Source organism: Chelativorans sp. J32, assembly GCF_000518985.1.
Lineage (GTDB): Bacteria > Pseudomonadota > Alphaproteobacteria > Rhizobiales > Rhizobiaceae > Chelativorans.
Window position 1 is genome coordinate 276,743 of record NZ_JAEQ01000001.1, and the last position, 19,993, is coordinate 296,735.

General features: G+C 60.3%; 16 protein-coding genes and 1 pseudogene. 11 read left to right on the forward strand and 6 right to left on the reverse strand.

What is annotated here, in order from left to right:
* Nucleotides 1-1,599: a peptide chain release factor 3 gene (locus tag CHEJ32_RS0101425; protein ID WP_028032236.1), complete on the reverse strand. Its 1,599-nt coding sequence runs from the start codon at nucleotides 1,597-1,599 to the stop codon at nucleotides 1-3.
* A gap of 141 nt (nucleotides 1,600-1,740) precedes the next feature.
* On the opposite strand from CHEJ32_RS0101425, the gene CHEJ32_RS0101430 reads away from it, so the two are divergent.
* From CHEJ32_RS0101430 to CHEJ32_RS0101450, 5 genes are all read left to right on the forward strand, one after another.
* Nucleotides 1,741-2,055: a helix-turn-helix transcriptional regulator gene (locus CHEJ32_RS0101430; RefSeq protein ID WP_028032237.1), complete on the forward strand. Its 315-nt coding sequence runs from the start codon at nucleotides 1,741-1,743 to the stop codon at nucleotides 2,053-2,055.
* Nucleotides 2,055-2,543, forward strand: a complete 489-nt coding sequence (locus CHEJ32_RS0101435) for an SRPBCC family protein (protein ID WP_028032238.1) — start codon at nucleotides 2,055-2,057, stop codon at nucleotides 2,541-2,543. Before CHEJ32_RS0101430 ends, CHEJ32_RS0101435 begins: the two co-directional genes overlap by 1 nt.
* A gap of 179 nt (nucleotides 2,544-2,722) precedes the next feature.
* Complete coding sequence (gene dut, locus CHEJ32_RS0101440; RefSeq protein ID WP_028032239.1) at nucleotides 2,723-3,208, forward strand: dUTP diphosphatase; 486 nt, start codon at nucleotides 2,723-2,725, stop codon at nucleotides 3,206-3,208.
* A gap of 91 nt (nucleotides 3,209-3,299) precedes the next feature.
* The gene (locus CHEJ32_RS0101445; protein WP_028032240.1) at nucleotides 3,300-4,100 is read left to right on the forward strand and encodes an oxaloacetate decarboxylase; all 801 of its coding nucleotides are present in this window, start codon (nucleotides 3,300-3,302) and stop codon (nucleotides 4,098-4,100) included.
* 82 nt (nucleotides 4,101-4,182) lie between these two features.
* Nucleotides 4,183-4,455: a hypothetical protein gene (locus CHEJ32_RS0101450; protein WP_028032241.1), complete on the forward strand. Its 273-nt coding sequence runs from the start codon at nucleotides 4,183-4,185 to the stop codon at nucleotides 4,453-4,455.
* A 16-nt stretch (nucleotides 4,456-4,471) separates the two neighbouring features.
* On the opposite strand, the gene cydB is transcribed toward CHEJ32_RS0101450, so the two are convergent.
* Together cydB and CHEJ32_RS0101460 are read right to left on the reverse strand one after the other, a co-directional pair.
* Complete coding sequence (cydB, locus tag CHEJ32_RS0101455; RefSeq protein WP_028032242.1) at nucleotides 4,472-5,476, reverse strand: cytochrome d ubiquinol oxidase subunit II; 1,005 nt, start codon at nucleotides 5,474-5,476, stop codon at nucleotides 4,472-4,474.
* A 5-nt stretch (nucleotides 5,477-5,481) separates the two neighbouring features.
* A complete protein-coding gene (locus CHEJ32_RS0101460) occupies nucleotides 5,482-6,918 on the reverse strand; it encodes a cytochrome ubiquinol oxidase subunit I (RefSeq protein ID WP_028032243.1) in 1,437 nt (478 codons plus the stop codon).
* A gap of 361 nt (nucleotides 6,919-7,279) precedes the next feature.
* Between CHEJ32_RS0101460 and CHEJ32_RS0101465 the strand changes: the two genes are divergently transcribed.
* From CHEJ32_RS0101465 to CHEJ32_RS0101475, 3 genes are all read left to right on the forward strand, one after another.
* The gene (locus tag CHEJ32_RS0101465; protein ID WP_028032244.1) at nucleotides 7,280-8,236 is read left to right on the forward strand and encodes a TAXI family TRAP transporter solute-binding subunit; all 957 of its coding nucleotides are present in this window, start codon (nucleotides 7,280-7,282) and stop codon (nucleotides 8,234-8,236) included.
* 108 nt (nucleotides 8,237-8,344) lie between these two features.
* On the forward strand, nucleotides 8,345-10,468 hold the full coding sequence (locus CHEJ32_RS0101470) for a TRAP transporter permease (protein WP_028032245.1): 2,124 nt from the start codon (nucleotides 8,345-8,347) through the stop codon (nucleotides 10,466-10,468).
* 4 nt (nucleotides 10,469-10,472) lie between these two features.
* Entirely contained in the window at nucleotides 10,473-10,832 is a 360-nt protein-coding gene (locus tag CHEJ32_RS0101475) for a DUF1850 domain-containing protein (RefSeq protein ID WP_028032246.1), read from the forward strand.
* 830 nt (nucleotides 10,833-11,662) lie between these two features.
* On the opposite strand, the pseudogene CHEJ32_RS0101480 reads toward CHEJ32_RS0101475, so the two are convergent.
* Nucleotides 11,663-11,893: pseudogene (locus CHEJ32_RS0101480) on the reverse strand (alpha/beta hydrolase fold domain-containing protein); the annotation flags it as partial.
* A gap of 603 nt (nucleotides 11,894-12,496) precedes the next feature.
* On the opposite strand from CHEJ32_RS0101480, the gene CHEJ32_RS0101485 reads away from it, so the two are divergent.
* The gene (locus CHEJ32_RS0101485; protein WP_028032248.1) at nucleotides 12,497-13,003 is read left to right on the forward strand and encodes a ferritin-like domain-containing protein; all 507 of its coding nucleotides are present in this window, start codon (nucleotides 12,497-12,499) and stop codon (nucleotides 13,001-13,003) included.
* Nucleotides 13,004-13,074: 71 nt separating this feature from the next.
* Here the strand turns inward: CHEJ32_RS0101485 and mbfA are convergent, their stop codons facing one another.
* Both mbfA and CHEJ32_RS0101495 read right to left on the reverse strand, forming a co-directional pair.
* Nucleotides 13,075-14,058, reverse strand: a complete 984-nt coding sequence (mbfA, locus tag CHEJ32_RS0101490; RefSeq protein WP_028032249.1) for an iron exporter MbfA — start codon at nucleotides 14,056-14,058, stop codon at nucleotides 13,075-13,077.
* Between the two features lie 37 nt (nucleotides 14,059-14,095).
* The gene (locus CHEJ32_RS0101495; protein WP_051469316.1) at nucleotides 14,096-14,851 is read right to left on the reverse strand and encodes a CerR family C-terminal domain-containing protein; all 756 of its coding nucleotides are present in this window, start codon (nucleotides 14,849-14,851) and stop codon (nucleotides 14,096-14,098) included.
* A 325-nt stretch (nucleotides 14,852-15,176) separates the two neighbouring features.
* Between CHEJ32_RS0101495 and lepA the strand changes: the two genes are divergently transcribed.
* Both lepA and CHEJ32_RS0101505 read left to right on the forward strand, forming a co-directional pair.
* The gene (lepA, locus tag CHEJ32_RS0101500; RefSeq protein WP_028032251.1) at nucleotides 15,177-16,985 is read left to right on the forward strand and encodes a translation elongation factor 4; all 1,809 of its coding nucleotides are present in this window, start codon (nucleotides 15,177-15,179) and stop codon (nucleotides 16,983-16,985) included.
* 297 nt (nucleotides 16,986-17,282) lie between these two features.
* Complete coding sequence (locus CHEJ32_RS0101505; protein ID WP_198023803.1) at nucleotides 17,283-19,925, forward strand: hypothetical protein; 2,643 nt, start codon at nucleotides 17,283-17,285, stop codon at nucleotides 19,923-19,925.
* The last annotated feature ends 68 nt before the right edge of the window (nucleotides 19,926-19,993 follow it).

Here is a 19,993-nt window from a genome sequence, read left to right on the forward strand (position 1 = left end):
TTAGGCCGCCTTGACCGCCTCGCGAACCTGATAGTCCTTCACCGCCGTGAAGGTGATCGCTTTCCAGCGCTCCGCCTCGTATTTCAGGCCGAATTCGTGAGGTGCCAGAAACACCGGGTCCTCATCGAGATCTCGCGCGATGTCACCACGATGGGCGGTGATGAAGCGCTCCAGCTCGGTCTTGTCCTCTGCCGATATCCAGCGGCAGATGGTGAATCGCGCCATCTCGAAATCGACCGGCAGGGCGTACTCGTTCTTGAGCCGCTCCTTGAGCACATCGAGCTGCAGCGCACCGACCACACCTACGATGGCAGGCGAGCCGTCCTCGGGCGTGAAGAGCTGGACCACGCCCTCCTCGGCCATCTGTTGCAGTGCCTCGCGCAGCTTCTTTGCCTTCATCGCATCGGAGAGCCGGACGCGGCGCAGGATTTCGGGCGCGAAGTTCGGCACGCCGCGGAACAGGATGTCCTCGCCTTCGGTCAGCGTGTCGCCGATGCGTAGGGTGCCGTGATTGGGAATGCCCACCACGTCGCCGGCGAAGGCCTCGTCCGCGGTGATCCTGTTCTTGGCGAAGAAGAATTGCGGTGCGGACAGGCTGATGGGCTTTCCCGTGCGCACGAGCTTGGCCTTCATGCCGCGCTCGAGCTTGCCCGAACAGACCCGCACGAAGGCGATGCGGTCCCGGTGGTTGGGATCCATATTGGCCTGGATCTTGAAGACGAAGGAGGTCATCTTCTCCTCCGTCGCCTGCACTTTGCGCGAATCCGCCTCCTGCGCACGCGGGGCGGGGCCTATGGCTCCCAGCGCCTCGATCAGATCACGCACGCCATAATTCCGGAGCGCCGAGCCGAAATAGACCGGCGTCAAATGTCCTTCCCGAAAGGCTTGGGCGTCGAAAGGCCTGCACGCCTCCTTTGCGAGAAGCATTTCTTCGGTGAGGGCATCGCGCTCATGTTCGGGCAGGAGCCCTGAAACCGCCTCCGCCTCCGGGCCGTTCACCTTGATCGGTTCCACGTCATCGTCGGAGTGGCGGATCGTATTGTTCGCCAGATGATAGGTGCCTGAAAAGCTTTTGCCCCGTCCGATCGGCCAGGTCACGGGCGCGGTGTCCAGCGCCAGCTTCTGCTCGATCTCATCGAGGATCTCGAAGGGGTCGCGGCTTTCACGGTCGAGCTTATTGACGAAGGTAATGATGGGAATGTCGCGCAGCCGGCACACCTCGAAAAGCTTAAGCGTGCGCGGCTCGATGCCCTTGGCAGCGTCTATCACCATGACCGCCGAGTCGACCGCGGTCAGCGTGCGGTAGGTATCGTCGGCGAAATCCTCGTGTCCGGGCGTGTCGAGCAGGTTGAAGACATGGCCGCCATATTCGAAGGTCATCACCGAAGTGACGACCGAGATGCCGCGCTCCCGCTCGATCGCCATCCAGTCCGAGCGCGTCTGGATGCGGTTCTTCTTCGCCTTCACCTCGCCGGCAAGCTGGATCGCGCCGCCGAAAAGCAGCAGCTTCTCAGTAAGCGTCGTCTTGCCCGCATCGGGGTGCGAAATAATCGCGAAGGTGCGGCGGCGCGCTACAGCGTCGGCCAAACTCTCTGGCATATCCGGAGATCCTTTTGATCGCGGCCTCTTATCAGTCATGGCCGCCGCTGTCGAATGGAAATCGGCCCGTATATAGGCAGTTCTCGCCCAGCTTGCATCCAGTGAGTTGAGTTTCTCATTAGTATGTGCTAATCATTAGTTATGACTAATGGAAATGCTCAGCTTGCGGCCCTTGCCGATCCCACGCGCCGGGCGGTGTTCGAGCTTGTGGCGGAGCAGCCACGCTCGGTTGCGGAAATCACGAGGGCTTTGACGGTCACGCAGTCGGCGGTCTCGCAGCATCTGAAGGTGTTGCGGGAAGCCCGGCTTGTCCGAGCGAAACCCAAGGGCGCCAGCAACATCTATCATATCGATCCCGACGGATTGGCCGCGCTTCGGGCGGAACTCGACCGGTTTTGGAGCAAGACCCTCGCGGCTTACAAGGTGGCCGTCGAGCAAACACAGGAGGAGACATGATGAGCACCCGTGCAGCAGACACGTCCGTGAAACACTCCGTTGTGGTCGAGGCGCCGATAGAACGCGCGTTCAAGGTGTTTACCGAGCAGTTCGGAAGCTTCAAACCCGCCGAGCATAACTTGCTGGCTGTCCCGATCGCCGAAACGGTGTTTGAGCCGCGGGTCGGCGGTTATATCTACGACCGTGGCGTTGACGGCAGCGAATGCCGCTGGGCGCGCGTGCTGGCCTACGAGCCGCCCCACCGAGTGCTGCTGAGCTGGGACATCAGCCCGCAGTGGCGGCCCGAACCCGATCCGAACAAAACCAGCGAGTGGGAAGTGCGTTTCATCGCCGCGACAGCGGAACGAACCCGCGTCGAGATCGAGCATCGAAACCTGGAACGCCATGGGGAAGGCTGGGAAGGCGTTCGCGATGGTGTTGGCGGCGACCAGGGTTGGCCCCTTTACTTGCGGCGATATGCCGAACTCATGGCCCGCCGGGACCGATAGCCACGTGCAGGATCGCTCTTCCGGTTTCGGTTAGCAGTGAAAAAATGACGCTTCACAATCGGTGAGAGTGGGCCGCAAGGGGCATAGGTGAGAACCAAAGCTCCAAGACAGCTCAAAAAGCGTTGAAAAAAGAGCTGACGCGGAATTGACGCCCCCGCCTGGCGGCGGCAGATAGGGGTATGACCAGTTCTCCGCTTTCAATGCCCGTCATCGGCCCCATCATCGGCGTTGTGCGTCTGCCTCATGCGGAAGGCCTGCCTTATCCTTCCTATGAGAGCGCCGGGGCTGCCGGCATGGATTTGCGAGCGGCCGTTGCAGAGGATCGGCAGATTATTCTCCTTCCGGGTAGGCGCGTGTTGGTGCCGACCGGCTTCGTTCTGGAGATCCCGGAGGGATTCGAGGGGCAGGTCCGGCCTCGCTCGGGGCTCGCGTTACGCCACGGCATCACCTGCCTTAACACGCCCGGGACGATCGACAGTGATTATCGCGGCGAAGTGCAGGTGCTGCTCATCAACCTTGGCGAGGATGATTTTGCCATCACGCGCGGCATGCGCATCGCCCAACTGGTGATCGCGCCGGTCACACGTGCTACGGTCGAAGAGCGCGCCACCGCGGGCGAGACGATCCGCGGCGCCGGGGGCTTCGGTTCGACCGGCACCGTCTGACCTTTCCTGACCCGTCGCACGGCTAGATCTGGCCCTTGACTTGAGCCGGGCCTGGATCCCTCATTGCACTTCGTTATCGGGAGGGACGGCCATGGATATAGGCTCCACTTTTCGCGCCCTGCATCGGGATATCTTCATCATTCCCAACCCATGGGACATCGGCACGGCGAAGCTGCTTGCATCCCTCGGTTTCAAGGCTCTGGCCACCACTAGCGCCGGCTACGCCTTCTCGCGCGGATTGCCGGATGGCGGCGTCAGCTTCGAGGAAATGATGCATCACTGCCGCGAGATCGTCGCCGCCACTCCGCTGCCGGTCTCCGCCGACCTGGAGCATGGCAAGGGTGATAGTCCCGATAGCGCCGCTGAGACCATCTTCGCTGCCGAAGCGGCAGGGCTCGCAGGCTGCTCCATCGAGGATGCGACGGGCGACCCCGCTAAGCCGATCTATGATTTCTCCCACGCGGTGGAGAGAGTCGCGGCAGCTGCCGAGGCAGCGCGGGCTCTCAAGCGGGACTTCGTCTTTACCGCGCGCGCTGAGAACTTCCTTCACGGAAGGCTCGACCAGGATGACACGATCCGTCGCCTCCAGGCGTTCGAGAAGGCCGGCGCGGACGTGCTCTACGCGCCGGGTCTCAGCGATATCGAGCAGGTGCAGGCGGTTTGCGAGGCGGTGACCAAGCCCGTCAACATTCTGTCCGTCGCGAGCTTCACGATCGCGGAGCTTGCGGAGGCTGGCGCCAAGCGGATTTCACTGGGCTCGAAGCTGACGACGCTCGCCTACGGCGCCGTGGAACGTGCCGCGGTGGAGATGCTCTCGCGCGGCAGTTTCGTTTACGCCCGCGAGGTCATGCCTTTCGCCCGCCTGCAGAAGATGTTTTCGGACGGCGATTGAGCTTCGCTGTTCCCAAAGGCGGGAAAACCGTAGTAAGGGACCATCGGCCTCAGTGTTTTTGGTCGATAGGAGGCGAAGGAAAATGGTTCCTGCCCTTGCTGCCATCTGCGCAGCGATCATGATGGCTTTTGCCGCGCTGCGCGGCTTTCGCCGCAATGCGAGACTGATCGAGCGGCTTTATTCGGTGGCGACCGGCGGCTGGTCTGCCCTCGGCGCGGCGATCTATTATCCGGCCCTCTATGGCCGATGGGCCCCGATCGGTCTGGCCCATAGCCATGTTCTCGTCACGGTCTTCGGATTCGGCCTGGTCTTTCTGGGCGTGCTTGGTGCGTCCTTGCTGATCGGCGATCACTGAGCGGCAGCGCTGGCGCTCAGTGATATCCTTCGCCAGGGCCAATCTTGGCGCGGAACACCCAATAGACGAATGCGGTGTAGCCGAGAACCAGCGGCAATAGAAAGATTGTCCCGACGAGCAGGAAGATCTGCGAGGCCGGCGCTGCAGCAGTGTCCCAGAAGGTGAGGTGCGGCGGTACGAGATAGGGCACGGTGGAGATCACCAGTCCGGCATAGCCGAGCAGGAAGAGGGCTATCGATCCTATAAAGGGGAGGCTTTCGCGACCTGTGGTGAGCCAGCGCAAGGTCCCGTAGCCGACCAGCGCTGCTGCGACCGGGACGGGCCATAGGAAAAGAAAATTGGGCAGAGTGAACCACCGTTCCGCGATCCGGTCGATGAAAAGGGGGGTCCAGAGGCTCACGACTGCCATGCCGCCCAGAACGGCGGCGAGAAATGAGGGTGCGAGGCGGCGTGCCAATTCCTGTACCGGTCCAGTCGTGCGCATCAGGATCCAGGTCGAACCAAGAAGACCATAGCCGGCCACGACCGCGAGCCCGACGAAGATCGAAAATGGCGTCAGCCAGTCGAACGCGCCGCCGGCATATTGCCCGTCGGCTACCTCTATGCCCTGTAGCAGGCCACCGAGGATCACGCCCTGCAGGAAGGCGGCCACGATTGAGCCCCCGGTAAAGGCGATGTCCCACATTCGATGGCTGGGTTTCGCCACCCATCGGAATTCGAATGAAACGCCGCGGAAGACGAGCGCCAGAAGCATTCCGATCACCGGCAGATAAAGCGCCGGCATGATCACGGAATAGGCTGTGGGAAAGGCTACCCAGAGAGCTCCGCCACCCAGCACCAGCCAGGTCTCGTTACCGTCCCAGAACGGAGCGACGGAGTTCATCATCTGATCCCGCTCGCCCTCGTCATGGGTGAACGGGAAAAGGATGCCGATGCCGAGGTCGAACCCATCGAGGATCACATACATGGCAACGGCAGTGCCGATAATACCCGCCCAGATGACCGGAAGATACCATTCCATCGCTGTTACCTCCTCGGTGCGGTGAGTGAAGCGCCCGGTCCCTGGCCCGGTGACCGTCCAAGGGCCTCGCGGGCGGCTTCCTCGGCGCCCGAAAGCGGGCGATTCGGGACGCCGGCCGCGGCCTCCGTTGCCTGTCCCTTCGGCCCCGCATTGATCAGCCGGTTGATGTAATAAACCCCTGTGGCGAACACGATGCCGTAGATGAAGACGAACAGTGCCAGCGTACCGGCAACGCTCGCACCCGGCACCGGCGATATGCCGTCAGCCGTGCGCAGGTGGCCATAGACGAGCCAGGGCTGGCGGCCTTGTTCCGTTACGAACCAACCCGCCAGGATCGCGATGAAACCCAACGGCCACATGAGCGAGGTGGCCCGCAGGAAGAGCCGTGTTTCGAACAGCCGTCCCCGCCACCAGAGATAAAGACCCCAGAAACCGACTGCAATCAGGAGCAGGCCGATGCCCACCATGATCCGGAAGGTGAAGAATACGTTTGCGACCGGTGGCCACTGATCTTCGGGAAAGTCCGTCATTCCGAGATAGGTGCCGTTCCAGTCATGGGTCAGGATCAGCGAGCCCAGTTTGGGGATGGCAACTTCCAGATGGTTCTTCCGCGCCGCTTCATCAGGAATGCCGAAAAGAACCAGGGATGCAGGATCCCGCCCGTGCCAATGTCCCTCCATGGCGGCGACCTTTACCGGTTGGTGCTCCAGCGTATTGAGGCCGTGCATGTCCCCGATGACGAGCTGCAGGGTGGCCGAGACAGCAATCATGCCCACCGCCATCCGGAGCATGGTGCGGCTTTCCTCGAGGTGGCGTCCTGCAAGCAGATACCGCGCGCCAACCGCCAGCACCACCACCGCCGTCGTGAGATAGGCGGCGTTTACCATATGCGCGAACCGGTAGGGGAAGCTCGGGTTGAAGATAATCTGCAGCCAGTCCACGGGATAGGCGATGCCGTCGCGGATCTCGTGGCCGGTAGGTGTCTGCATCCAGCTGTTCGCCGAGAGGATCCAGAAGGCACTGATCGCGGTCCCGGTAGCCACCAGGCAGGCCGCGAGCGTGATCAGCCAAGGAGGGAACCGATTCCAGCCGAACAGGAGAATCCCAAGGAATGTCGCTTCCAGGTAAAACGCCGTCAGCACCTCATAGCCGATCAGCGGGCCGATCACGTTGCCGCTGAATTCGGAAAAGCGGCTCCAGTTCGTGCCGAACTGATAGCTGAGCACGATGCCGGACACGACTCCCATGGCGAAGGATACGGCGAAGATCTTGGTCCAGAACCGGGCGAGCCGATGGAACTTCTCGTCCTTCGTCCAGCGCCAGGCAAGAAGCAGCACCGCAATGAAGGCGGAAAGTCCGATGGTGAAAGCCGGGAAGATGATATGAAAGGAAATGGTGAAGGCGAATTGGATGCGTGCGAGCAGGACTGGATCGAATTCCATGGCGCTCTCCACCACCGTCCGTGCGGTGATCAGTTTTGTTTATAATGGGGTAAACACGTGCAAAGTCCACCCCGGAGCGGTGCGCGAAATTGGCTCAGGGAGGAGCTTAATAGCCAATAAGCTTTTACCGCGATCAGCTTAGGCGGGCGCTCAGACGGGAAATCAAGGCAGCAGGGATAGACATCGGCCAGCGTGCATGCCGCTTTGGAGCGCTCGCCTGAAGCAAGCCGAAAGTCGGAGACCATCAGCGGTTGTCCACCTGTTGCACTTGCCATTATGTTGGCGCGCAATCATCGTGTGCATCACTCGATGGGGTGCCCTTGTCTGAACAAGGGCATGTGAGGAGATCGGAGGAGAAGATATGCTTTGTTTCAACAAAAAACATGTGGCCGCCGGGGTGCTGGCGCTGGGATTCGGTTTTCATCCTGCCGCCAGCGGCGCGCAGGAATTCATCAATGTGCTGACCGGCGGCACATCCGGCGTCTATTACCCGCTCGGCGTCGCCCTTTCCGAGATCTATGGCGAAACGATCGAGGGTTCGCGCACGCAGGTGCAGGCCACCAAGGCATCGGTCGAGAATCTCAATCTGCTGCAGCAAGGCCGCGGTGAGATCGCCTTTGCGCTGGGCGACTCGGTCAAGCTCGGTTGGGAGGGCGATACAGAGGCAGGTTTCCCGGGCAAGCTCGACAAGCTGCGCGGCATCGCAGCGATCTATCCGAACTATATCCAGATCGTCGCCAGTCAGGAATCCGGCATCAAGACGCTGGAGGACCTGAAGGGCAAGAGCCTCTCGGTGGGCGCACCGGCGTCCGGCACCGAGCTGAATGCCCGCGCGATCTTCGAGGCCGCGGGCATGAGCTATGAGGATCTCGGGAAGGTCGAATACCTGCCGTTCGCCGAATCGGTCGAGCTGATCAAGAACCGGCAGCTCGACGCGACGCTGCAGTCGGCCGGTCTTGGCGTGGCCTCGATCCGCGACCTCTCCACCTCGCTTGCGATCACGGTCGTGGCGGTACCAGCGGAAGTCGTGGAGAAGATCGGCGCGCCCTACATGTCGGCCACTATCCCCACCGGAACCTATGAGGGCCAGACGGAGGACGTGAACACCGCCGCCGTCGGCAATATGCTGGTCACCCATGCCGATGTCTCGGAAGAAACGGCCTATCAGATGACCAAGCAGCTCTTCGAGAATCTCGACCGGCTGACTGCGGCGCACGCAGCCGCCAAGGAGATCAAGCTTGAAGGCGCGACCGAGGGCATGCCGATCCCGCTGCATCCGGGCGCCGAGCGCTACTATAAGGAAAAGGGCCTGCTGTAGGGTCGCCGGGCGTTCGTGCTCGCCTTGTAACCGACATTGTTCGGCCTGTCGGCTCGCCGCCGGCAGGCTTGAGCATTGCATCCCTATTCCGGAGAGGTTTAGGACCGCATGACCGATACATCTCATCAGCAGAACACGCCCGCGCCCACCGAGGAGATCCCGACCGAGGGTCTCCCGCCGGGCTGGGGCGCCGGCTTCTGGGGCACAGCGGCGTATTCCATCGCGATCGCCTTTTCGCTTTTTCAACTCTGGACAGCCGCTTATGGCACGCTGCCGAGCCAGGTTGTGCGGGCGATGCATGTGGGGTTCCTGCTGTTGTTGGGATTCGCGCTGCTCGGCAATCTAAAGTCCGAAAGCAAGGTCACGCGCTCCATCCTTTGGATCTTTGGCGTGCTCGGCTTTCTCACCGGCGTCTACAACTGGATATTCTACCGGGAACTGCTGTTGCGCGCCGGCGGCTTCCACACCGTGCCTGATCTGGTCGTCGGCGTTGTGCTGATAGCCCTGGTGTTCGAAGGTGCGCGCAGGCTCATGGGCCTGCCGCTGACCATCATCTCCGGCATCTTTCTCGCCTACTGCTTCTTCGGCCAGTATATGCCCGGCCCGTTTGTCCACCGCGGCTACGATTTCGCGCAGATCATCGAGCATATCAGCTTCGGTACCGAGGGTATTTACGGCACCCCGATCTACGTATCGGCTGCCTATATCTTCATCTTTGTCGTTTTCGCCGCCTTCCTCGAACGTGCCGGCATGATCGCGCTGTTCAACGATTTCGCGCTCGGCCTCGTCGGCGGGGCGCGCGGCGGTCCCGCCCAGGTTTGTGTGTTGTCGTCCGCCCTGATGGGCACCATTTCCGGCTCAGGCGTTGCCAATGTGGTCGCGAGCGGCCAGTTCACAATTCCGCTGATGAAACGCTTCGGCTTCCGCTCCGCATTCGCGGGAGGCGTGGAGGCCACCTCCTCGATGGGTGGCCAGATCATGCCGCCGGTTATGGGAGCGGTCGCCTTTATCATGGCCGAGACGCTGAACATTCCCTATGCCGAGGTCGTCAAGGCGGCGATCATCCCCGCCTTCCTCTATTTCGGCGTCTGCTTTTGGACTGTGCATCTGGAGGCCGGCAAGGCTGGTCTCAAAGGGATGAACAAGTCGGAACTGCCAAATCCGTGGACTGCCGTCCGCGAGCATTGGCCGCTCGTGCTACCGCTTGCCGTTCTGGTCTATCTGCTGTTTGCCGGCTACACACCAATCTTCGCCGGCACGATGGGCCTGGCGCTCACCATCGTCCTCATCCTCGGCATGCCAATTGCTGCCCTAATCGGCCCGCTCGCCTTCCGTGTGGTGTTCTGGATTGCGCTTGGCCTGGGGGCAGCCTCGTTTATGAAATACGGCGTCGATCTGTTGGCGATTGTCCTAGCGGCTCTGATCCTTGGCTGCCTCGCCTTCAAAGGTGGGCGCGAGACGCTGGTGATCTGCCGCGATTCCCTTGCGGAGGGTGCCAAGAACGCGTTGCCGGTCGGCATCGCCTGTGCAATCGTCGGGATCGTCATCGGCACGCTGACCTTGACCGGCATCGCCTCCACTTTCATCGGCGCCATCATCGCCATAGGCAGGGACAACCTGTTCCTGTCGCTGATCCTGACGATGATCACCTGCTTGATCCTCGGCATGGGCATTCCGACCATCCCGAACTACATCATCACGTCGTCGCTGGCCGGCCCGGCGCTACTCGAACTGGGCGTGCCGCTCGTCGTCAGCCACATGTTCGTGTTCTATTTCGGCATCATGGCCGATCTCACGCCGCCAGTGGCGCTCGCTGCCTTTGCGGCGGCGCCGATGGCCAAGACGTCCGGCCTCAAGATCGCAATCCAGGCGACGAAGCTTGCCGTCGCCGGCTTCGTGGTGCCGTTCATGGCCGTCTACACGCCCGCACTGATGCTGCAGGAGGGTGGGGCGATGGCTGCGGCCTGGGGCTATCCGGTCGAGGTCGTCTACGTCGTCTTCAAAGCCTGCCTCGGTGTGGCGCTGTGGGGCATGGCCTTCGTGGGCTTCTGGCTCCGCCCCATGGGGATCTGGGAGCGGGTGGCCGCCTTCGCCGCGGGCCTGCTTCTTGTATTGGCGCTGCCATGGACGGACGAACTTGGTTTTCTGCTTTCCGCTCTCCTGTTGGGGCAGCACTGGTACCGCGCGCGCAGCAGAAGCACGGAGCCGCCGCAGACGCTGGTCGAGGAGTAGGGGGGTGTCGGCCTGCCTTCTGGTCGGCGGCAAGGCAATGACGCTCGCCGCCGGCCTGTTCACCCTGTCCTGGACCCATTCGGTCGAGAGGGTCGAATGGCAGGAGACCTGGCGCGCAACGCCGGTAGGATTACAAATTGTGGAAGCGCGGGTGAAGGGATCCGGAGCTGGCATGGAGCCGCCTCCGGATGCACGTCTGAGAGACGGTTGGTGGGTTTATGTGCCTGAGCTTGGGCCAATTCCCGAGCTTCGTCTTGCCGCGTCCGGTGCGACAGGGAGCGGCTGGCGCTTGTGCGCAGGTGAGGAGTGTCGGCAGATTGGTGTGCAGGCCAAAGAGCCGGTCCTGCTTAAACCATGCCCTTAGCCTCCGGTCCCCGGCCGATATCCTCGACGGCTCAAGCGTGCGCCGAGCCCCTGCGGCTCTCACGCTGCGCGCAGGCCGGCCCCGGACCGCGCATGTAGTGACGCTCCGGATGGTAGCGTGGTGCAAAGAAATCACGAACGACCCTTACGCAGGCAACGATCAACTTGATGAACCCCATGGTCCGTGTCCTGGCTCTTTGAACGACCCGTAGCAATCCTAAGCAAAACGCATGAATGCCGGGTGAACGTTTGTTTCTTTGAGACCAGAAACACCACCGCTCCGTGGCGGAAAATGGGAGCGATCTTGGCGGCCCTGTGGCAGGCCTCTTTGTTCCTCCCTCTGTGCCTGAAATGCCACAGCCGATAGGGAGCTGTGGCACATCTGAGGGCTTGGCGTGGTGATGGCTATCCGATCTTATTCGGTACTTCTGCGAGCCACCTTCGTGCCATTTCAAGCCCAAGAAACTTGGCTGCGGCATTGATGGCCGCCGTCGCCGCCGGCGGTTCGCTTGCCATCCGGAAAAAGCCGTGCCCAACCCCCGGATGGAAGTCGAGCCTATAGGGAACGCCTGCATGAGCCAGCCCTTCTGCTCAGGTGAGGCGTATCGTCAAGGAGGGGGTCGAGACCGCCTGCACAGAGATGGAGTGGGGACAGGCCAGCGAGATCCGCGTGTCGCGGGACTGCAAGAAGGGAGGGGGCCTTGCCGAGATATCGGGCCCCGAACCCGCGCATAAGCGTAATGGAAATCCCACAGGAACCATCGCCGCAGCGCCTATAGCTGTCGCTCTCGAAGCCCAGGGCATAACAGCCGAAGAACAACGCGGCCGCTCTCACACTCTGAGCGTGAGGAGAGTTCCAAGCGCAAGATTGGCGCCTGCGGAATCTCCTGCAAGCGCGACACTGCCGCGAAGGTAATTTGCACCGAGGCCGCCATCAGCAACGAAACGGATGGAATTGAGAACATCATAGAGCGGCGGGGAAAACGGATGTTCCGGTGCGAGACTGTAGTCGATGCCGAGCACCGCACAGTGGCTCGCACAGGAGACCCGGCGCATCAAATCGTCGTGGGGTGTCGATTGAGCCGAGGACCCAGCCGCCGCGGTGCACGAACACGATCACGGGACCGGTTGTTCCGTCACAGTAGAGACGTGCCTGGAGAGAGCCTGCGGCCCTCGGTATGGATAGATCGCCGCGGCCGCAAGCGTGATGGAGGTGTATTCCGTTCGGAGTTCATCGCAGTAAAGGCTGCGCGCGACCCCGAGATGGGGATCGAGGCAGGTCTGCAACTGGGGCTGTCCTCACGCGCCGCAGAATCGGCATCAGGGTTGGGGATAAGGATTTTTTATATCAAACTCGATTGCATAGCATAATCAGATAATCTCGAAGTAGAGGCTCAATAATGATCAAAAAATTTGGCTGGTAATAAAGCAATCTTCTTTATGGGTGTTATATATAATTTATGATTATGGAATAATATTTGCTAGATTGGATATAATAGTGCTCGTCTGGTGTGATTAAAGGGAGTTTCGGCCGATTTCTGAACTGAGCGAAGCAAGATCCGGCGCCCGGTGCGATGGAACAGACCGCCGCGAGAAGGGTTAGTCCCATAGGACCGCGCGGGGAGAGCCGCGAGGTTGCAACTCGACAGGAAGAGGAATGAAGCGATGGGTCTGTTTTCGAAAGACATCAAGAGCATGGACGACCTGTTCGTGCACACGCTCAAGGACATCTATTATGCCGAAAATCAGATCACGAAGGCCTTGCCGCAGATGATGGAGAAGGCCAGCAACCAGCAGCTGAAGCAGGGTTTCGAACAGCATCTGAGGGAAACCGAAGGCCATATCCGCAATCTGGAGCAGGTGTTCCAGATGATGAATATGGAGCCGAAAGGTGTCGACTGCCCGGCCATCGATGGCATCATCGAGGAATCGAAGGAAGTTGCCGGTGATGTCGACGATCCGAAGGTGCTCGACGCTGCTCTGATCGCCGCCGCCCAGGCCGTGGAACATTACGAGATCACCCGCTATGGCACGTTGATCACCTGGGCGCAGGAGCTAGGCAAGAATGAATGCGCGGATATCCTGAAGCGCAACCTTGCCGAGGAAAAGGCGACGGACCAGAAACTCACCGAACTGGCGGAAAGCCGCATCAACCTAGCCGCAGCGGAATAGTCTCCCCTGCTGACCGGAAGCCCCTCTCCGACTCCAGTCGGGGAGGGGCTATGCTGTGCAGTCAATCGGTTTCAGGCGTTGCCGATCAGCATCCCGGCTGCGAAAACCAAAGCCCCTCCCAAAACCACCTGGAAGGTTGCCCGGCTCCAGGGCGTGTCCATGTACCGGTTCTGGATGAAGGCAATCGCCCACAGCTCGATAAAGACCACGATGAAGGCGATGATGGTTGCCGTCCAGAAATGCGGGATCAGATAAGGCAAGGCGTGGCCGAGACCGCCGACCGCCGTCATGATGCCGGTGGTCAAGCCCCGTTTGACAGGCGACCCTCGGCCGGAGATCACCCCGTCGTCGGAGGCCACTTCCGTAAAGCCCATTGAGATGCCTGCGCCGATCGAGGCGGCAAGGCCCACCAGGAATGTCTGCCAGGTATCGCCAGTGGCGAAAGCGGCTGCGAAAATGGGAGCCAGCGTGGAAACGGAGCCGTCCATCAGCCCCGCCAGCCCCGGCTGTACGTAGGTCAGGATAAACCGGCGCCTCTCGGTCCGATCTTCCTCGCCGCGCGCCTCGGGCCCCAGATGCTTCTTCTCGAGCTGTCCGGCAAGCGTCTCGTGCTTCTGCTCGGCCGCCGCCAGATCGCCGAGAAGCTTTCTGGTGGCGGCATCTTGCGTGCGCTTGGCGGCCTCCGTGTAGAAGCGCTGCGCCTCTTCCTCCATCAGCGTTGCCTGCGCACGGACATGCTCCAGCCCCAATGGCCGCACCAGCCAGTCAGGCCGGCGTTGATAGTAGCCGCGAACATGCTCCCGTCTGATGAGCGGGATGCGTTCCCCGAAGCGCTTGCGGTGGAGTTCGATCAGCGAAGCACGGTGACGATCCTCTTCCGCCGCCATTTCCTCGAACATGGCTGCAGAATGTGGGTACTCTTCAGCCAGCCCGTCCGCATAGGCCCGATAGATCCGCGCATCGTCCTCTTCGGATGAGATCGCCAGAGCCAGAATTTCCTGCTCCGACAGAGACGAGAAAGGCCGGCGGTTGAACCCGAAGAGGCGGTTGAACATGACGGAGAAAATCCAGTTAGTTTAGAATAATTCTAAACTAGGCATCCTCTCCATCGGCGTCAAGGATGGGATGGGGCCGCGTGCCGAAGAACTGCCCTTTCCAACGCCGCGCATCCAAGACGGCTCTCAGATTCTCTTTCGCGATTTCGGTGATCGCAGCTGTCTCGCGACGGCCGATTGCCTTCCACTCCATGCGGCGGAGAACCGCCTCTTTCGCGATACGAAAATAGATTACCTGGCCGAGAACGGTGAAGACCGCGAGTTTCGTGCGTTCGCTTTCGGCAGGCTCGCCGGTGGCCGCCTCCCATAGGCGGCAGAGCCTCAGATGCAACGGCTCGAACACGCCATCATAGATGATGTCGAGCGCCGCTGTCGGATGCGTCATCTCACGCAACAGGAACTGCACGAATTCACCGGCTTCCGGCGATGCGACGATGAAGCCGACCATCGTGTCGATTGTCTGGCAGAGCATGGCGCGGGCTTCTTCCGGCGAGGCAGTGATCCTTTCCTCGCCATTGGGGAAATCGCCGAGAGTGCGGTCTGCGATGTTGGAGATCCTGTCAACAATATAGCGGGCGCAGGCCTCGCGGAGGCCCTCTTTCCCGCCGAAATGATAGGCGATCGAGCCGATATTCGCTCCCGCCTCCGAAGCGAGCGCCCGCGTGGACGTGGCGTCGAAACCCTGCTGTCCGAAGAGCTTGAGGCCCGCGCGTATCAACGCTTCGCGCGTCCGTTCCGCACTGCTTAGCCGAACCGGCTTTCCCAAATCGCCGTTACCGAACACGAGGTCCATATGCGTCCTTTAATCAATCGATTGTTTTGGTCAATGATCCTGCGCTGGCCCCTTTGGCAGGCTCTGAATGATTCCGGAAGAGGACGCATGGCCAAGGAGAACGGGCTCAAGTTCCTCGTGAGAAGCGCGCCCGGCGCAAGCTGGCAAAGCGCAGGTGCGGCGGAGCAAATCCGCCCGCCGCGCTCCAAAGATGGTGGCTTGGGAGTGCGGCTGAAAGAGGGCCGGGTAACGTGCAGCCGAAAAAACGGCGCTTCTGCTTGCAATCCATATGCTTCAGCCTCCCTCCCTCCTTGCCTGCCCATGTCCGCGCTGCTACATGCCGCCCATGACGAACACGCCGCTCAAGAACATCCGCAACTTCTCCATCGTCGCCCATATCGACCATGGGAAATCCACGCTCGCCGACCGGCTCATCCAGATGACCGGCTCGCTGGAAGAGCGCGAGATGAAGGAGCAGGTGCTCGATTCCATGGACATCGAGCGCGAGCGCGGCATCACCATCAAGGCGAACACCGTGCGCCTTGAATATGACGCGCGTGACGGCCAACACTACGTCTTGAACCTCATAGACACGCCGGGTCACGTCGATTTCGCCTACGAGGTTTCCCGCTCGCTGGCGGCCTGCGAAGGCTCGCTGCTGGTGGTCGACGCTTCTCAGGGCGTAGAGGCCCAGACGCTCGCCAATGTGTACCAGGCGATCGACAACAATCACGAGATCGTGCCGGTCCTGAACAAGGTCGACCTCCCGGCCGCCGAACCCGATCGAGTGAAGGCTCAGATCGAGGAGGTGATCGGCCTCGATGCCTCCAATGCCATCCCGATCTCGGCCAAAACCGGAATGGGCGTGGATGAAGTGCTCGAAGCCATCGTCAACCGCCTCCCGCCGCCGCATGAGGGTGATGCCGACGCGCCGCTCAAGGCCCTTCTCGTCGATTCCTGGTACGATGCCTACCTCGGCGTGATCGTTTTGGTTCGCATCATCGACGGCGTGCTCAAGAAAGGCCAGACCATTCGCATGATCGGCACCGGCGCCCGCTATCCGGTGGATCGCGTCGGCGTCATGACGCCGAAGATGGTGATGGTGGACACGCTCGGGCCCGGCGAGATCGGCTTCATCACCGCCTCCATCAAGGAGGTGGCCGACACCCGCGTGGGCGACACCATCACCGACGATAAGCGCCCGACGGCCCAGCCGCTGCCCGGGTTCAAACCGGCCCAGCCGGTGGTCTTCTGCGGTCTGTTTCCCGTGGATGCCGCCGATTTCGAGGATCTGCGCGCCGCGATGGGCAAGCTGCGCCTCAACGATGCCAGCTTCTCGTTTGAGATGGAGACCTCCGCTGCCCTTGGCTTCGGCTTCCGCTGCGGCTTTTTGGGCCTGCTCCATCTGGAAATCATTCAGGAGCGGCTCACCCGCGAGTTCGACCTCGACCTCATCGCCACCGCCCCTTCGGTCGTCTACCGCATCAACCTGACCAGCGGCTCGCAAATCGAGTTGCACAATCCGGCCGATATGCCGGACCCGGTGAAGATAACCTCGATCGAGGAACCGTGGATCCGCGCCACGATCCTCACCCCCGACGAGCATCTGGGAGGAATCCTGAAGCTCTGCCAGGATCGCCGGGGCATCCAGGTGGACCTTTCCTATGCGGGGACGCGCGCCATGTTGGTCTATGACCTGCCGCTCAACGAAGTTGTGTTCGACTTCTACGACCGGCTGAAGTCGATCAGCCGCGGCTACGCCTCCTTCGATTATCACCTGACCGATTATCGCGAGGGGGACCTCGTCAAGATGTCCATCCTCGTCAATGACGAGCCGGTCGACGCGCTATCCATGCTCGTCCACCGTTCGCAGGCCGAGCGGCGCGGCCGCGTCATGTGCGAAAAGCTGAAGGAGTTGATCCCGCAGCACATGTTCAAGATCCCGATCCAGGCTGCCATCGGCGGCCGCATCATCGCGCGCGAAACCATCTCGGCGCTCCGCAAGGACGTGACGGCCAAGTGCTATGGCGGCGACGTTACCCGTAAGCGCAAGCTTCTTGAGAAGCAGAAGGAAGGTAAGAAGAAGATGCGCCAGTTCGGCAAGGTCGAGATTCCCCAAGAGGCCTTCATCCAGGCCTTGAAGATGGGCGATTAGAAGAACCGGCTAGCTTCTAGCAAGCTGCGCGAGCAGGGCAATCTGCCTCGCTCGCCTTCGTTCATAACTTGGCGCGACCTGGCTCCGCCAGACTCCGCATCCCTGCTAACCTTGACCTCTGGTCAGGGTTTCGGCCTCTGCTCTGCCAGCGATGGAGACCGAAGCGGCATCCCCCGGTCAAAACCAGCAGAAGCGATTTTCTTATAGACCTTTTTGATGGGAATTTGCGTCGCAGTGGCGGCGCATAGCTTGTCGCTATCGGCCTCATAGGAAATCGACCTTTCAAAGAAGAAGATGATGAATCTGAATTCTACTTCGGCCTTGGTGACGGGCAGCGCGCACCCTGATCAGGAGGCCTCCTCTTCCTCACCACATCAGCCGGATTCCTGGGAACCGCAGTCGAAAGGCCTCAGGGGGCCCGCTCATTACAATCCCGATCCTCACGCCGAAGCGGAGTGGGGAAGGGTGATCGCAGAAGCCGAAGAGTTCATGAAGTCGTTGTTTCCCGACAGCGATTTCGCTGAAGCCTCGCAGGAAACGTCTGCTGATTCCGACCAGGCGGCGGATCTCGAACGGCTGGACCGACCGCGTGAGCCTCGTGCCGCACGCAGCGATGCTGATGAAGCGAAGTCTGGCAGGAATGCGGGTGAGAAGTATGTGGCCTATCTCGGCATACTCGACAGGCTTCCGGTTCGGCGCGAGATCTTCATTCGCGAGCTGGAAAAATCAAAACTGAATCCCCACGAACTCGTCCATGTAACGCAGACGATGCCCGGAGGGCTCCGCGGCGCGCCGAGGGTAAGCCATATAGAGAAGTCGAGGCTTGATATTTGTCTCGACAATCAGCTTTCGACCTTTCCACTGAATTTTGCGACCTCTGAACGCGAACGCCTGAAGGATTGCCCGAAGAACGAAATGTTCTTCGAAGAATTCAAAAACTATTGGCAGGACAGATTGAACGAGGTTGCGAGGATCGTAAGCTCGCGCCTGTCGTCGATCGGCGTCGATCTGAACGCGAGCACCGCCACGCTTTATCAGACCGTCGCGTGCTGCCGGCCCGTCAGGATACATGTGGGCGAGGGACAGCTTGGAGAGCCCGATTCCAAGATCGAAGACATCTCCATAGCCGGACATCGCGGCTTCATTGTTTTCATCGATCAGGGAAAGCAGGCCTTTTCCGTTCTTCTAGCGGAAGATGAAATCGAAATAGAAAGAGTGCCGCTTGAAGATTTCCGGCAATTGGCCGGGCACAGCAGCTTCATCATTTCCGTAGAGCCGGACAAGGAAGCCTTTTCGATCTCATTGGCGGAGGGAGAAATAGAAATCGAGCGCGTGCCGCTCGAAGAACTTCAAGAATCCCAACGCACTGCAAATGGCAGCTGGATTGCCCGTCACAAGGACAGCTTCTTTTCTAGGGCGGCTCTCGATGGTCTCCAGGGGCGAGATTTCTCGCTTACGCGCATGACAGAACCGGCACCGGTTCATGAGGCGCTGCAGGACCTTTCCAAGGCGTTGCTGATCCCGCGGCAGTCCTTCCTGAAAGATTACGCCTATGGCGAGACCAATATGGAAGCAGCTATTCACAATGCCAGGGAAGTATTGGTGCCATGTTACATCAAGACTCGTGACGAATTGCTGGAGAAGTGTGCTGTAGATCTTATTTCCCTGGTATCGGACATGTCCGACTATTTTCGGCTCGCGAAGGGAGCAATGCCGGTAAAAGCGGCTGGTAACGCCAAGAAGCTAGCGGCTGCAGGTGAAAAGGGTCCGGTGCCTGCCGGGAAAACTGAGCAGTCCAAACCTGTCGGGAAGTCCGGACTGTCGGCTCTGTTTGAGAAGATTTCTCTGGGACGTGCTCCGAAGTCGCGGAAACCGGTGGAACTCATCAGGAGATTCCCCAAAAGCGTGAGCACGTCCTATCCGCCAGCGGTGCAAAGGGAACTGGCGAAACTCGATCGGCTCATAAGGGAAAATCCGGGTCTGCGGCAGCTCATTTGCAAACCGACGGACCATTGCGCGGATTCGTTAGAGCCTGTTGTCGCGGCATTGAAAGATGCCGGCTACACGACCCAGAGCCGCGGAATGTATTGGTGGGAGGGTGTGGATGACCTCTTTCCCGAGAATCACTTCGTCGTCATCGCGAAGAAAGACAATTTCGAGTATGCGGTGGATGTGACTGCAGCCCAGTATGATGAGATCGGAATAAAGGACGCCGTCATCGACACCGAGGCGGGATGGGCCAAGAAATTCCACGATGCGGCCAAGGACTATCTCATCAAGTATAAAGACTTCGCGGATCCGACTCAGGCAAAGCACGCATTTTATTCGGGACTTCCTCGCGGCCCTGACGAGATCATTCCCAGAGCGGAAGACGCGATTATTCTTTCAAAGCCTGCCTGGTACGGCAAGAACGCAAAGTTCAAATCCGTTTACAAATATACGGAAGCGGAGCACGGCACAGTCGAGCGTATCGGCAGGCGGTATTTTATCAAAGCCAAACACCATCGCCGGGAACTTGCGAGCAGCAATCCCAAGCCGCAGTCATCGCCAGTCGAGAATGCTGCCAATTTCCTGGAGCAGCCCGGAAACTGGGATGCAGATGCCGGAGATTTCGCAACGCACGCTGTCGCCAACAGTTTGCGCCGGCCGCTGGAAATTCATTATCCGGATCCCGATCGCGTCCCCACCGTCATTGCCCCGTTTGCTTCCCGTGGCGGAGCCACCGGTGCTCCGATCCGGCTATACTATACGGGAGATCATTATAATGTGCTGATTGGAGGAAGGCAGGTGGTCGTGGATGGAGATGGTGATTGCCTCTTCCGAGCGGTATTGAAGGGCCTCGGCCAGCAAGACAATGCGCCAAATATACAAAACCTGCGCAGACTTGCGGCTCAAGATATTCGCAACAATCCCGACGACTTCCGAGATTTCGCCGTCTAGCTATCGGTAAGTACCATTACAGCGTCCTTCGTCCATTTTGAAGGACGCTGTAATGGCCTGTTGGCTGG